This is a genomic window from Streptomyces minutiscleroticus, from assembly GCF_014650875.1.
In the GTDB taxonomy this organism is placed as follows: Bacteria; Actinomycetota; Actinomycetes; order Streptomycetales; family Streptomycetaceae; genus Streptomyces; species Streptomyces minutiscleroticus.
The window spans coordinates 1-15,263 of the sequence record NZ_BMVU01000009.1 but is presented as its reverse complement, the minus strand read 5'-3'; the positions used below and the strand labels follow the sequence as shown (position 1 = coordinate 15,263).

6 protein-coding genes, 1 tRNA gene and 1 rRNA gene are annotated in these 15,263 nt (G+C 70.7%); 1 reads left to right on the top strand and 7 read right to left on the bottom strand.

What is annotated here, in order from left to right; translation table 11 throughout:
* Positions 1-62: 62 nt before the first annotated feature.
* From IE271_RS12560 to IE271_RS12545, 4 genes are all read right to left on the bottom strand, one after another.
* Positions 63-944, bottom strand: coding sequence for a helix-turn-helix domain-containing protein (locus tag IE271_RS12560; protein WP_190190341.1), 882 nt, complete (start codon positions 942-944; stop codon positions 63-65).
* A 263-nt stretch (positions 945-1,207) separates the two neighbouring features.
* Positions 1,208-3,952: a DNA translocase FtsK gene (locus IE271_RS12555; RefSeq protein ID WP_190190340.1), complete on the bottom strand. Its 2,745-nt coding sequence runs from the start codon at positions 3,950-3,952 to the stop codon at positions 1,208-1,210.
* Between the two features lie 485 nt (positions 3,953-4,437).
* Positions 4,438-5,121, bottom strand: coding sequence for a response regulator (locus IE271_RS12550; protein WP_190190339.1), 684 nt, complete (start codon positions 5,119-5,121; stop codon positions 4,438-4,440).
* A 288-nt stretch (positions 5,122-5,409) separates the two neighbouring features.
* On the bottom strand, positions 5,410-10,905 hold the full coding sequence (locus IE271_RS12545; RefSeq protein WP_190190338.1) for a HAMP domain-containing protein: 5,496 nt from the start codon (positions 10,903-10,905) through the stop codon (positions 5,410-5,412).
* A 298-nt stretch (positions 10,906-11,203) separates the two neighbouring features.
* Here IE271_RS12545 and IE271_RS12540 point away from each other — a divergent pair, with 298 nt between their 5' ends.
* Positions 11,204-13,954: a SpoIIE family protein phosphatase gene (locus IE271_RS12540; protein WP_190190337.1), complete on the top strand. Its 2,751-nt coding sequence runs from the start codon at positions 11,204-11,206 to the stop codon at positions 13,952-13,954.
* Positions 13,955-14,034: 80 nt separating this feature from the next.
* On the opposite strand, the gene IE271_RS12535 is transcribed toward IE271_RS12540, so the two are convergent.
* From IE271_RS12535 to rrf, 3 genes are all read right to left on the bottom strand, one after another.
* Positions 14,035-14,107, bottom strand: a tRNA-Thr gene (locus IE271_RS12535).
* Between the two features lie 83 nt (positions 14,108-14,190).
* Positions 14,191-14,853 (bottom strand): DegT/DnrJ/EryC1/StrS family aminotransferase, encoded by a 663-nt coding sequence (locus tag IE271_RS12530; protein ID WP_190190457.1) that lies wholly within the window; start codon positions 14,851-14,853, stop codon positions 14,191-14,193.
* Positions 14,854-14,986: 133 nt separating this feature from the next.
* Positions 14,987-15,103: ribosomal RNA gene (rrf, locus tag IE271_RS12525) — 5S ribosomal RNA — on the bottom strand.
* Positions 15,104-15,263: the final 160 nt, after the last annotated feature.

The following is a 15,263-nucleotide window of genomic DNA, read 5'->3' as shown; positions in this document are numbered from 1 at the left end:
TTGGCCGAGTCCGGCCAACCCCGTCGTTCCGCGCTCCTGCGCCCGTGCGTCCCGTGCGGCCGTCAGCCGACCTCGGGGTCGCCCTTCGTGTACGTCAGCCGCTCCACCTGGCCCGGCTGGAACTCGTCCTCGATCTCCTTGCCGTTCACGAACAGCTGGACGGCGCCGGCGTCGCCCAGGACGAGGTCGATCTTCTGCTTGTCCTGGAACGTCTTCTTGTCGCCCTGCTCCAGGGTGCCGTCGAACAGCAGCCGGCCGTTGTGGTCCTTGGCCGAGATCCAGCTGCGGCCGTCGGCGGCGCTGACCTGGACGGTCACCTTGTCCTGGGGCGCGGCGGCGATGGCGCTGTCCGAGGGGTCGGGCTTGGGGTCGGCGGGCCTGCTCGCGCTGGGCTTCGGCGTGGCGGGCCGGCTGGTGACGGCCGTGGCGCCCTCGGCGACCTTCGCCGTGTCCCCGCTCTTGTCGTCGCCGCTGTTGACGAGGGTGAAGCCGACGAAGCCGATCACGACGACGATCGCCGCGACCATGGCCGCGGTCCAGTTCGGCCGCTGCCGTTCCGGACGGATGCGCTCCGCCTCGAACAGCGGTGCCGCGGGCGTGGGCGCGGCCCGCCCGCCGTGCTCGGCGGCGTACTGCTCCAGGAGCGGGGCCGGGTCGATGTGCACGGCGCGCGCCAGCGTCCTGATGTGGCCGCGGGCGTAGACGTCACCGCCGCAGGGGGCGAAGTCGTCCTGTTCGATGGCATGGACGATGGCGACGCGGACCCGGGTGGCGGTACTGATCTCGTCGACCGTCATCCCGGCGTCCAGGCGCGCCTGCTGCAGGGCCCGGCCGATCGACGGCCGGTCGTTCTCGACGGGGTGCTCGTCGTCGACGAAGAACTCGTCTCGGACGGGGCGCTCGTCCTCGAAGGAGTTGCCGTCAGGGGAGTTGCCGATGGACACGGGGGCGCCTTTCGAGCGTGTAGCCACCTGCTGGAGGTTCAGTCTAGGGGGGGTACGAAAGGGTGAGGCAACCGGGCGGTACGACTTTGTACGCCATCGGAATGGCCGGACATTCCGACAGCGGGGGCCATGATCTGCCCCCTCGCTCAACTTGACGTGCACCGAGGGGAAACGGTTGCTCCCTGTTTCCTCACGGGTGGGTCACGGATCGGATACCCGGCCGTCTTCCCCTCATCCGGCCGGTGTCCGGGCCGACTTGTTTCCTACGGTTGAGTTTCCCCCCGGATCAGCGCGAGCACGCCGTCCAGCTCGTCGGCCTTCACAAGAACGTCACGCGCCTTGGAACCCTCGCTCGGCCCCACGATGTTGCGGGACTCCATGAGGTCCATCAGGCGGCCGGCCTTGGCGAAGCCCACGCGCAGCTTGCGCTGCAGCATGGAGGTCGAGCCGAACTGGGTGGAGACGACCAGCTCGGCGGCCTGGCACAGCAGGTCGAGGTCGTCGCCGATGTCCTCGTCGATCTCCTTCTTCTGCTTGCCGCCGACCACGACGTCGTCCCGGAAGACCGGCGCCATCTGGTCCTTGCAGTGCTGGACGACGGCCGCGACCTCCTCCTCGGTCACGAACGCGCCCTGCATGCGGACGGGCTTGTTGGCGCCCATCGGCAGGAAGAGGCCGTCGCCCTTGCCGATCAGCTTCTCGGCTCCGGGCTGGTCGAGGATGACCCGCGAGTCGGCGAGCGAGGACGTGGCGAACGCGAGCCGGGAGGGCACGTTCGCCTTGATCAGACCGGTGACGACGTCCACGGACGGCCGCTGGGTGGCGAGCACCAGGTGGATGCCGGCGGCGCGCGCGAGCTGCGTGATGCGCACGATGGCGTCCTCGACGTCGCGGGGCGCGACCATCATCAGGTCGGCCAGCTCGTCGACGATCACCAGCAGGTACGGATAGGGCTGGAGTTCGCGCTCGCTGCCCTCGGGCGGCTTGACCTTGCCCTCGCGCACCGCGCGGTTGAAGTCGTCGATGTGCCGGTAGCCGTAGGCGGCGAGGTCGTCGTAGCGCAGGTCCATCTCGCGCACGACCCACTGGAGCGCCTCGGCGGCTCGCTTGGGGTTGGTGATGATCGGCGTGATCAGGTGCGGGATGCCCTCGTAGGCGGTCAGCTCGACGCGCTTGGGGTCGACGAGCACCATGCGGACGTCCTCGGGGGTGGCCCGCACCATGATCGACGTGATCAGGCAGTTGATGCAGGACGACTTGCCGGAGCCGGTGGCACCGGCGACCAGCATGTGCGGCATCTTCGCCAGCGAGTGCATGACGTACCCGCCCTCGACGTCCTTGCCGAAGGCGACCAGCATCGGGTCGTCGTCCTCGGCGGAGTCCGCGAGGCGCAGCACGTCGCCCAGGTTGACCATCTCCCGGTCGGTGTTCGGGATCTCGATGCCGACCGCGGACTTGCCGGGGATCGGGCTGATGATCCGCACGTCGGGGCTGGCGACGGCGTACGCGATGTTCTTGGTGAGCGCCGTGATGCGCTCGACCTTCACGGCCGGGCCCAGCGCGACCTCGTAGCGGGTGACCGTCGGGCCGCGGGTGAAGCCGGTGACCCGGGCGTCGACCTTGAACTCGGTGAAGACCGTGGTGAGCGAGGCGACGACCGCGTCGTTGGCGGCGCTGCGCGCCTTGCCGGGGCCGCCGCGCTCCAGCAGGTCGAGCGAGGGCAGCGCGTAGGTGATGTCACCGGAGAGCTGGAGCTGCTCGGCGCGCGGCGGCAGGTCGCGCGGCACCTCCGGGGCGGCTTTGGTGAGGTCGGGCACCCCGGAGTCGGCGGCCGCCTCCTGCGGCTGCCGCTGCGGCTCGGGCCGGGCCTTCTTCCCGCGCGCGGCGGGCACCGGCGTGGTCTCCGTGCGCTCGCCGCGCTCGACGGCCACGTCCTTGGTCAGGTCCGCCACCACCGGCGAGGGCGGCATACCGTGCAGGACGGCGCCGTCGAGCGCCGCGGCGGCGGCCGCGGCCACGTCCACGGCGTCCAACGGCCGGTTCATGTCGGGCTGCTGCACGGCGGACCGCCGGGGCCGGCCGCGGCGCTTGGTGAGCGCCTCCTGCTCGGCGACGTCGGGGTCGTACGCCTGAGGCGCGGGACCCCGGCCGCGGGAGCGGGGACGCGCGGGCAGCGCCTCGCGCCACTGCTCGTCGTAGCGCTCGTCGTCCTCGGTGTACGGCTCGTCCTCCGGCCGCGGCTGGACGACGCCGAGCCGGACGCCGAGCTGCCGCAACCGCTGCGGAATGGCGTTGACGGGCGTCGCGGTGACGACCAGGAGCCCGAAGACGGTCAGCAGGACGAGGAGCGGTACGGCCAGGACGTCGCCCATCGTGTACGTCAGCGGGGTGGCCGCGCCCCAGCCGATGAGGCCGCCCGCGTCCTTTATCGCCTGCATGCCCTCGGCGCGCGCGGGCGAGCCGCACGCGATGTGGATCTGGCCGAGCACGCCGATGACGAGCGCGGACAGGCCGATGACGATGCGGCCGTTGGCCTCGGGCTTCTCGGGGTGCCGGATCAGGCGCGCGGCGACGACCCCGAGCAGGACCGGCACCAGCAGGTCCAGCCGGCCGAACGCGCCGGTCACCAGCATCTCGACGAGGTCGCCCACCGGTCCCTGGATGCTGGACCAGGTGCCGGCCGCGACGATCAGCATGAGGGCGAGCAGCAGCAGGGCCACGCCGTCCTTGCGGTGCGCGGGGTCCAGGCCCCGCGCTCCCTGTCCGATGCCGCGGAACATGGCGCCGACGGCGTGCGCGACGCCGAGCCACACCGCGCGCAGCAGGCGGAAGACGCCCCCGGTGGGGCTGGGCGCCGGCCTGGGCGCGGGCTTCCTCGCCGCGGCCTTCTTGGCGGGCGCCTTCTTCGCCGGTGCCTTCTTCGCGGGGGCCTTCCTCGCCACTGCCTTCGTCGGTGCGGCCGCCTTCTTCGCGGGCGGCTTCCTGGCTGCGGGCTGACGTGGGGCCATGGGTGTGAGGTTACCGGTGGAGTCCCCTGCGGACACGTGTGCCCACTGCTTCACCCGTTCGTGTCGTCCTCCCGGTGGCCGGGAACTGACGGTGCCTCATGGGCCGTACCCCGCCGCCGTGCGGAAGCCGGGGGGAGAGGCGGGACGACCGTACGCGGAGTCCGGGTGCGGCGCCCGGCCGAGGAGGCCGTTCGGCGCAACGGGAACGGGCCGGCGGGGCTGCGGACACGGGGACCGTACGAGCGTCGCGGAGGGCCGTGCACGGCCCCGGCCCCGGCCCCGTACGAGTGTCGCGTGGGGAGGTCGGGCGCAGGCAGGCGTACGGACGAGCCGTACGGGTGTCGCTGAGACAAGCCCGGACATGCGGGACGGACGGTTTTCCCGAGAGCCGGGCGTGTGGAACGGACGGACCCCCGAGAACCGGGCGTCCCCGACCTCCGAACCCGTCCCGGCCTGCAGATCCGTCTCGGCCCGCGGCCCTGCCGTCAGCTCTGCGAAGGCACCGAGGGCGCGCCGCTCCCCGTGCCGGGCTCCAGTGCGTCCAGGGCCCTGCGCAGGCCCGTGAGCTTGCGCTCCAGATGGGCCGCGGTCGCCACCGCCGCGGCGTCCGCCGCGTCGTCGTCGAGCTGCTTGGACAGCGCCTCGGCCTGCTCCTCGACCGCGGCGAGCCGCGCGGACAGCTCGGCCAGCAGCCCGGCCGACTCCTTTCCGTCGCCGACCGCCGTCCTGCCGCTGCCCTCCAGCTGGAGCCGCAGCAGCGCCGCCTGCTCGCGCAGCTGGCAGTTCTTCATGTACAGCTCGACGAACACGGAGACCTTCGCCCGCAGCACCCACGGGTCGAACGGCTTGGAGATGTAGTCCACCGCGCCCGCCGCGTACCCGCGGAAGGTGTGGTGCGGCCCGTGGTTGATCGCGGTCAGGAAGATGATCGGGATGTCCCGGGTCCGCTCGCGCCGCTTGATGTGCGCGGCGGTCTCGAACCCGTCCATGCCCGGCATCTGGACATCCAGCAGGATGACCGCGAAATCGTCCGTGAGCAGTGCTTTGAGCGCTTCCTCCCCGGACGATGCCCGGACGAGCGTCTGATCGAGCGCAGAGAGGATGGCCTCCAGCGCCAGCAGATTCTCCGGCCGGTCATCGACCAGGAGGATCTTGGCCTTCTGCACCATGGCCCGCCCTCCTCGCCCCGGCATGGGGCCTCCCCTGTCCGCAGGACTGGGGGCGGCGCCCGGGGCCGCCCCGAGGGACGGCTCCCTTGAGCCGCCCGTCCTTGTGCCGGTCATGGTAGCCGCACCCCGTTCGTCACCACACCCTGTCACCGCGATGTCACCGTGCACGTAGCAGAAACGCGGTGGGAGACCAGAAGGTTCCCGCTTTCCCGGCTTTTTACACTGCCCCGGGCACGGTCAGTCATCACCTGCCCGACGGTGCCCGGCGCGGGCACCGTCCTGTTCCTTTCACCGTTCCCGCATCCACTGCTCCATCACCGCGAGCAGGTGATCCGGATCGACCGGCTTGGTCACGTAGTCCGAGGCGCCCGACTCGATCGCCTTCTCACGGTCGCCCTTCATCGCCTTCGCGGTCAAGGCGATGATCGGCAGGCCCGCGAACTGGGGCATCCGGCGGATCGCCGTCGTCGTCGCGTACCCGTCCATCTCGGGCATCATGATGTCCATCAGCACGACCGTCACGTCGTCGTGCTGCTCCAGGACCTCGATGCCCTCGCGGCCGTTCTCGGCGTACAGCACCGACAGGCCGTGCTGCTCCAGGACGCTGGTCAGCGCGAAGACGTTGCGGATGTCGTCGTCGACGATCAGCACCTTCTCGCCCTCGAAGCGGAAGGCGCCCCGGGACGCCCCGTTCGCCTCCTGGCCGCTGCCGGACCACTGCTGCTCCTGCGGCTGCGCCGGCCGCCCCGGAAGGGCGGGCCGCTGCTCGGCCTCCGGCAGCGCCCTGCGGCGGCGCCGGAAGAGCGCGGCGGCGCCGTTCTGCGTCTCCTGGTAGGACTTCACCTCGGCGGGCGTCTCCACGCGCGGTGCCCGGACGTCGCCGGCCGGCCCCTCCAGCTCGGCGTCCGGGTCCGGCACCGTCTCCGTCTGGTGCCCGTAGCCCTGCGGCGGCAGCTCGCTCGGGTGCAGCGGCAGGTACAGCGTGAAGGTGGAGCCGCGGCCCGTCTCGCTCTGCGCGTGGATCTCGCCGCCCAGCAGCCGCGCGATCTCCCGCGAGATGGACAGCCCCAGGCCCGTACCGCCGTACTTGCGGCTGGTCGTGCCGTCCGCCTGCTTGAACGCCTCGAAGATGACGCGCATCTTGCTGGCCGCGATGCCGATGCCGGTGTCGGTCACGGAGAACGCGATCAGGTCCGCGTCCGGGTCCTGCAGCGAGCCGGCCTCCAGCAGCTGCTCCCGGATGGCGACCGGCACGTCGGTGCCCGCGGGCCGGATGACCAGCTCGACCGCACCGGTGTCGGTGAACTTCACCGCGTTGGACAGCAGGTTGCGCAGCACCTGCAGCAGGCGCTGCTCGTCCGTGTGCAGCGTGGCGGGCAGCTCCGGCGACACCCGTACGGAGAAGTCCAGGCCCTTCTCCGCGGTCAGCGGCCGGAAGGTGGCCTCCACGTAGTCGACGAGCTGGACGAGCGCGATCCGGGTCGGAGAGACGTCCATCTTGCCCGCCTCGACCTTCGACAGGTCCAGGATGTCGTTGATCAGCTGGAGCAGGTCGGAGCCGGCCCCGTGGATCGTCTCGGCGAACTCCACCTGCTTGGGCGTCAGGTTGCTGTCGGCGTTGTCGGCGAGCAGCTTGGCCAGGATCAGCAGGGAGTTGAGCGGTGTGCGCAGCTCGTGCGACATGTTCGCCAGGAACTCGCTCTTGTAGCGCATGGAGACGGCGAGCTGCTCGGCGCGCTCCTCCAGCACCTGGCGAGCCTCCTCGATCTCGGTGTTCTTCACCTCGATGTCGCGGTTCTGCTGGGCCAGCAGCTCGGCCTTCTCCTCCAGCTCTGCGTTGGACGCCTGGAGGGCCTTCTGCCGGTTCTCCAGCTCGGCGGAGCGCTCGCGCAGCTGCTCGGTCAGCTCCTGCGACTGCTTGAGCAGCACCTCGGTCTTGGTGTTCACCGCGATGGTGTTGACGCTGGTCGCGATCATCTCGGCGATCTGGCTGAGGAAGTCCTTCTGGATCTGCGTGAACGGCTGGAAGGAGGCCAGCTCGATCACGCCGAGGACCTGTCCCTCGAAGAGCACCGGCAACACGATGACATGCGCGGGCGGCGCCTCGCCGAGCCCGGAGGCGATCTTCAGGTACCCCGGCGGCACGTTTTCGACGAGGATCGTGCGCCGCTCCTTGGCCGCCGTCCCGATCAGCGTCTCACCGGGCCGGAAGGAAGTCGGCATCGATCCCATCGAATAGCCGTACGAGCCGAGCATGCGCAGTTCGTAGGCGTCGTCGTGCCCGGCGCCCACCTCCCGGTGGTCGTCCAGCGGCATCGCCAGGAAGAACGCGCCGTGCTGCGCCGAGACCACCGGGGTCAGCTCGCTCATGATCAGCGAGGCGACGTCGTCGAGGTCGCGGCGGCCCTGCATCAGACCGGAGATGCGGGCGAGGTTGCCCTTGAGCCAGTCCTGCTCCTTGTTGGCGATGGTGGTGTCGCGCAGGTTCGCGATCATCTTGTTGATGTAGTCCTGGAGCTCCTGGATCTCCCCGGAGGCATCCACGTCGATCTTCAGGTTGAGGTCGCCGCGGGTCACCGCGGTGGCCACGCGCGCGATCGCGCGCACCTGCCGGGTGAGGTTCCCGGCCATCTCGTTCACGGACTCGGTCAGGTCGCGCCAGGTGCCGTCGACGTCGCGGACCCGCGCCTGGCCGCCCAGCTGCCCCTCGGTGCCCACCTCGCGGGCCACCCGGGTGACCTCCTCGGCGAACGACGACAGCTGGTCGACCATCGTGTTGATGGTCGTCTTCAGCTCCAGGATCTCGCCGCGCGCGTCGATGTCGATCTTCTTGGTCAGGTCGCCCTTGGCGATGGCCGTGGTGACCATCGCGATGTTGCGCACCTGTCCGGTCAGGTTGGACGCCATCCCGTTCACGGACTCGGTCAGGTCCTTCCACGTACCGGAGACGCCCGGTACGCGGGCCTGGCCGCCCAGGATGCCGTCCGTGCCCACCTCGCGGGCGACCTTGGTGACCTGGTCCGCGAACGAACTCAGCGTCTTGACCATGGTGTTGAAGGTGTCGGCGAGCTGCGCGACCTCGCCGCGCGCCTCGATCGTCACCGTCCGGGTCAGGTCGCCGTTGGCGACGGCCGCCGCGACCTGCGAGATGTTGCGCACCTGCATGGTCAGGTTGTTGGCCATCAGGTTGACGTTGTCGCTGAGGTCCTTCCAGATGCCGGTGACGCCCGGGACGTGCGCCTGGCCGCCGAGGATGCCCTCGGTACCCACCTCGCGCGCCACCCGCGTCACCTGCTCGGCGAAGCTGGAGAGCTGGTCGACCATCGTGTTGACGGTCGTGACCAGCTCCAGGATCTCGCCCTTGGCGTCGACCGTGATCTTCTTGGACAGGTCGCCCTTGGCGACCGCGGTCGTGACCTCGGCGATGTTGCGCACCTGGATGGTCAGGTTGTTCGCCATGAAGTTCACGGACTGGGTGAGGTCCTTCCAGGTGCCGGAGACCCCCTGGACCTCCGCCTGGCCGCCGAGGATGCCCTCGGTGCCCACCTCACGGGCCACCCGCGTCACCTGCTCGGCGAAGTTCGAGAGCTGGTCCACCATCGTGTTGAGGGTGTTCTTCAGCTCCAGGATCTCGCCGCGCGCGTCCACGTCGATCTTCTGCGACAGGTCGCCCCGCGCCACCGCCGTGGCCACCTGGGCGATGTTGCGCACCTGGGCGGTGAGGTTGCCCGCCATGCCGTTCACGGAGTCGGTCAGGTCGCGCCAGACGCCGGCCACGCCGGGCACCTGCGCCTGACCGCCGAGGCGGCCGTCCGTACCCACCTCGCGGGCCACCCGGGTGACCTGCTCGGCGAAGGCGCTGAGCTGGTCGACCATCGTGTTGATGGTGTTCTTCAGCTCCAGGATCTCGCCGCGCGCGTCCACGTCGATCTTCTGCGACAGGTCGCCCCGCGCCACCGCCGTCGTCACCTGGGCGATCTGCCGCACCTGGGACGTCAGATTGCCCGCCATGAAGTTGACGGAGTCGGTCAGCTCCTTCCAGGTGCCCGACACGCCGTCGACGCGCGCCTGACCGCCGAGGCGGCCCTCCGTGCCCACGTCCCGGGCCATGCGCGTGACCTGGTCGGCGAAGGAGGACAGCTGGTCCACCATCGTGTTCACGGTGTTCTTCAGCTGGAGCATCTCGCCGGAGACGTCGACCGTGACCTTCTGCGACAGGTCGCCGTTCGCGACCGCCGTCGTCACCTGGGCGATGTTGCGGACCTGGCCGGTGAGGTTGCGGAACGCCGTGTTGACGGAGTCCGTGAGGTCCTTCCAGGTGCCCGCAGCGCCCGGCACGTTCGCCTGGCCGCCCAGCTCGCCCTCGACGCCGACCTCCCGGGCGACGCGGGTGACCTCGTCGCCGAAGGAGGAGAGCTGGTCGACCATCGTGTTGACGGTGTTCTTCAGCTCCAGCATCTCGCCGGCCACGTCGACCGTGACCTTCTGCGACAGGTCGCCGTTGGCCACCGCCGTCGTCACGGCCGCGATGTCCCTCACCTGCGTGGTGAGGTTGCGGAAGACCGTGTTGACGGAGTCCGTGAGGTCCTTCCAGGTGCCCGCCGCACCCGGCACGTTCGCCTGGCCGCCGAGCCGTCCCTCGCCGCCGACCTCGTTGGCCACACGCGTCACCTCGTCGGCGAACGTGCGCAGCGTCTCCGTCATCTGGTTGATCGTCTCGGCGAGCTGCGCGACCTCGCCGCGCGCGCTCACCGTGACCTTCCGCGACAGGTCGCCGTTGGCCACCGCCGTCGTGACCTGGGCGATCCCGCGCACCTGAGCCGTGAGGTTGCCGGCCATCAGGTTCACCGAGTCGGTGAGGTCCTTCCAGACGCCGGCCACCCCGGGCACCTGCGCCTGGCCGCCGAGCTCGCCCTCCGTGCCGACCTCGCGGGCGACGCGGGTCACCTCGGACGAGAACGACGAGAGCTGGTCGACCATCGTGTTGACGGTGTTCTTCAGCTCCAGCATCTCGCCGGCCACGTGCACCGTGACCTTGCGGGACAGATCGCCCTTGGCGACGGCCGTGGTGACGAGGGCGATGTCGCGCACCTGCGCCGTCAGCCGGTACGCCATGGTGTTGACGGAGTCGGTGAGGTCCTTCCAGGAGCCGGACATGCCGCGCACCCGGGCCTGCCCGCCCAGCTTGCCCTCCGTGCCGACCTCGCTGGCCACGCGCGTGACCTCGTCGGTGAACGACGACAGCTGGTCGACGAGGTTGTTGACCGTCCGCCCGACCTTGAGGAACTCGCCGCGCAGCGGCTGCCCGTTCCCGTCGGCCGTCGGCGTCCGCAGCTCCATGCGCGGCGACAGGTCGCCGTCCGCCACCGCGGACAGCACCCGGCCCACCTCGGACACGGGGCGCACGAGGTCTTCCACCAGCGCATTGGAGTGATCGATGGCGGCCGCCCACGAGCCCTCGCAGACTCCCGTCTCCAGGCGCTCCGTGAGTTTCCCCTCACGCCCCACCATGCGCCTCACCCGCGACAGCTCGCCGGTGAGGTGCAGATTGCGGTCGGCCACCTCGTTGAAGACCGCCGCGATCTCGGCCATCACGCCGTCGCCGGACACCGTCAGGCGCTTGCGGAAGTTCCCGTCGCGCATCGACTCCAGGGCGGACAGCAGGCGGTTCAGAGCCGCCGTGTCGACCGTCGTGGTGCCATTGCGTGGTTTACGCGCATTACTCAGGGACTGTCCGCCTTTCGCGCGCGTCTTGCCGCCCCGCGTCGCTGCGCCAGACTCCACTGTGTCCCTCCCGCAAGGGTCGACCATTCCTGCTCGGCGTGCTCGGGTACCGCTCCGCGTCCTCGGACCTTCTCCTGAAGCCTGCCCAGTGTTTCACCATGGCTGAACCAGGCCATAACAGTTCGGCAGCTTCGCACATCGTCCGCACACGCCCACCGGACCAAAACACTGGTGACCGGCATCCGCACGGACGGCGAAGGTAAGTAACCTTGCATGCGGCTGTCCAGCCGCGCCGGTCCGTCCGGCCTGGGCGGTGGCACGAGAACGAGCGGGCAGGCATCGGAGGGGCGGCCGCACCATGACCACCGGACTGCATCCCGGGAACCAGCCCCGGGAGTCCCGGCCGACGGGACATGAGACCCTGCCCCGGCAGGAGCAGGCCGATGGGGAGGGCCTGTACGTAGAGAACCGGACAAGGAGTTCTGTGATCACCGCGCGCGCGGCTGCCAGCTTCGCCCCTGTGGGGCGGTCCGTCGCGACCGCCCGCTCCTTCGTCCGCGACACCCTCCAGGGCTGGGGCTTCGGCGACATCGTGGACGACGCCGTGGTCCTCACCAGCGAGCTGGTGACCAACGCCGTCGTGCACGCCGGCACCGCCGCGGACGTCCTGTGCCTGCGCAGCGACGAGGGCGTGCGCATCGAGGTCGCGGACCGGTACCCGGACCGCGAGGTCCCCCTGCAGTCCACCGCGGTCAGCATGAGCAGCCCCGACCACGAGGGCGGCCGCGGCCTGCAGCTCTGCGCGGCCCTCGCCGGCCGCTGGGGCGTGGAGTACACGCCCACGCACAAGACGGTCTGGTTCCGGCTCGATCTGCCCGCGCGCCCGGTCGGCACCCGCGCCGCGGGCCCCTCGCTCCCCGCCGACCTCCTGCCCCTCGCCGACGGCCGGGTCCGGGTCGCCGTCGTCCAGATCGACCGCCCCGGCACCATCACGGCCTGGAACGAGGACGCCGAGGAGCTCTTCGGGTACACGGCCGAGCAGGTCACGGGCAAGCCGCTCACCGACCTCGCCGCATGGCCGCACACCCCCGGCACCAGCACCGGCATCGCCGAAGCCCTCCGACTCTCCCGCTGGGAGGGCAGCTACGGCATCCGCGGCGCCCACGGCCGGGTGATCCCTGTATACGCCTCCCACCTGCGGGTGCGCGACACGGGAGGCGAGCCGTCGACCGTGTGCCTGCTGGTACGGGATCACGAGCGCGCCGTCCTCCAGACTCCGCTGCGCCTACCCGCCTCGGAGTCCACGACACTTCCCGAGAGCGGCCAGGGCGCCGATCCGTTCGAGGTCTTCATCGGCTCCCCCGCCCCGGACGACCTGGACGGCCTCCTCCAGCGCACCGTGGAGCGCGCCCGGGACATGCTCGACGGCGACTCCGCCTTCCTGCTCCTGGCCACCGACGACGAGACCGAGCTCGAGGTCCGCGCCTCGACCGGGCTCCCCTCGGCCCGCCAGCGCTTCGCCCGCGTCCCCGTGGAGGCCGGCCCCGGCCGCTACGGCTCGGCCCGCATGCCCTCCGTCCACGACGACCTCACCGCCGTCCCGGGCGCCGTCCCGCTGCTGAACGGCACGGGGATGCGCTCCGTCGTCACGGTCCCGCTGAAGGTCGAGGGCCGCCTCACCGGCTCCCTGGGCGTCGCGGCCGAGGCGCCCTCCCGGTACTCGAACGAGGAGGCCCTGCGCCTGCAGTTCGCGGCCGACCGGATCGCGCTGGCCGTGGAGTCCGCGCGCCTGGGCGAGCTGGAGCGGCTGCGCCGCGGTTCGCTGTCGTTCCTGGTCGAGGCCTCCGACCTGCTCGCGGGCACGCTGGACCGCGACCAGACCCTCGCCCTGATGGCGCAGATGACCGTTCCGACCCTCGCCACCTGGTGCGCCGTCTACACGATCGCCGACCAGGCCTCGGAGCCGGAGCTCTCGTACGTCCTGCACGAGGACGAGGAGCGCATCGACGGCCTCAAGGCCCTGCTGGCGAAGATCGACCCGCCGCCGCCGGTGCCCACCCCGGGCGCCCGCGTCTGGTCCGCGCCCGCCACGGCCGCCCACGACGCCGCACTGCGCACCTCCATGCGCAGCCTGGGCCTGAACGAACCCGCGACGGTCAGCTCCGGTATCGGCACGACGCTGGCGACGGCCGCCGCGGTCGGCGGCGAGACGGTCGTCCTGCCGCTGGTGGCCCGCAACCGCGTCATCGGCATGCTGACGCTCGGCAAGCCCACCGACGAGCACTTCCGCCAGGAGATCCTGGAGCTCGCCGAGGACCTCAGCCGCCGGGCCGCGCTCGCCCTGGACAACGCGCGCCTGTACTCCGAGCGCACGGCCATCAGCCAGTCCCTGCAGCGCAGCCTGCTGCCGCCCGGTCTCCCGGACGTCCCCGGCGTCGAGGTCGACGTCATCTACCGGGCGGCCGGCGAGGGCAACGAGGTCGGCGGCGACTTCTACGACATCTTCCCGATCCGCGACGGCGCGTACGGCTTCGCCATCGGCGACGTCTGCGGCACGGGCCCGGAGGCGGCCGCGGTCACCGGCCTCGCCCGGCACGCCCTGCGCCTGCTGGCGCGCGAGGGCTTCGGCGGCCCCGCGGTCCTGGAGCGCCTGAACTCCGCGATCCTCGACGAGGGCGAACGCAGCCGCTTCCTGACCCTCCTGTACGGCGAGCTGTGGCCCCAGGAGGACGGCAGCGCCGTCCTGAAGGTGGTCTGCGCCGGTCACCCGCTGCCGCTGCGCCTGCGGCAGGACGGCACGGTCGAGTCGGCGGCCGAGCCGCAGCCGCTCCTCGGCGTCATGGACGACCTGGAGCTGTACGAGGAGACGGTGACGCTCGACCCGGGCGACGTCCTGCTGTGCGTCACGGACGGCGTGACGGAGCGCCGCGAGGGCACGCGCATGCTCGGCGACGACGGTCTCGCGGACGTGCTGACGACCTGCACCGGTCTGACGGCGGGCGCGGTCGCCGCCCGCATCATGCGCGCGGTGGAGCGCTTCGCCTCCGACGCCCCGTCCGACGACATGGCCATTCTGGCGATGCGCGTGCCCGGACTGCAGAAGGACTGACCGAAGGGAACCGGCCCGTGCGAGACGGGCCGGAATACGACGAAGGCCCCCGCCCGAAAGGGCGGAGGCCTTTTTCTTTGAGCCCCCAAACGGAATCGAACCGTTGACCTTCTCCTTACCATGGAGACGCTCTGCCGACTGAGCTATAGGGGCCTGTCGCTTTCGGGGTTCCCCCCGCTTCGACGAAATAGATCATACCCCGAACACAGACGTGCTCCCAACCACGTCCGACCGGTTCAGAAAGCCGGCTGGAGCAGCCCTCCGAGCGCGTTGCACGCGGACACCACGCGCTGCAGCTCGCGCCTGGTCAGCGAGGCGTCCACGGGGAGCGAGAGCGTCTCGTCGGCGGCCCGCTCGGTCTCCGGCAGGCACACGTCCCGCCGGAACAGCGGCACGCGGTGCACGGGCGTCTTCACCGGCACCCGGCACTCGACGCCCCTGGCCCGCACGGCCCGGGCGAAGGCGTCGCGGTCGGGCCTTCCGTTGCCCGGCACCCGCACGACGTACTGCTGGTAGGTGTGCGCGTCGCCGTCCTCGGGCGTGCGCACCCCGCTCAGCCGCGCGGTCAGATAGGCCGCGTTCGCCCGACGCCGCTCGGCCTCGGCGTACGGCGCGTCGGATTCGCTCTGCTCGATGACCAGGAGGCCACGGCGCTGTCCGAGCCGGTGCAGCCGCGCGACGTCGGCCGGCCGGCCGAAGCGGTGCACGACGACGACGGCGGCGGTACGGGGACCGACGACCGCGTCGACGAAGTCGGGGTTCAGGCAGTACGTGGCCGGGTCTATGTCGGCGTACACGGGTGTCGCGCCGGTCTGTATCACGGCCTCGGCGACCTCGGGATTCCCGAACGCCGGCACGACGACCTCGTCGGCGGGTCCGATGCCCGCGGCCCTCAGCATTCCTACAGTGCCCATGGCTCGGATGGTCCTGGCGCAATGTGAACGCCACGTGACGCGGGACAAACCCCAAGTGACACACAAAAAAAGAGCTGGTCCGTGAAACGATGTTCACGGACCAGCTCTTTGAAGAATTGTTCGGCGGCGTCCTACTCTCCCACAGGGTCCCCCCTGCAGTACCATCGGCGCTGTGAGGCTTAGCTTCCGGGTTCGGAATGTAACCGGGCGTTTCCCTCACGCTATGACCACCGAAACACTATGAAACTCTCAACCGCACCGTCACATGACATGACGGGGTTGTTCGTGGTTTCAGAACCAACACAGTGGACGCGAGCAACTGAGGACAAGCCCTCGGCCTATTAGTACCAGTCAACTCCACACGTTGCCGTGCTTCCATATCTGGCCTATCAACC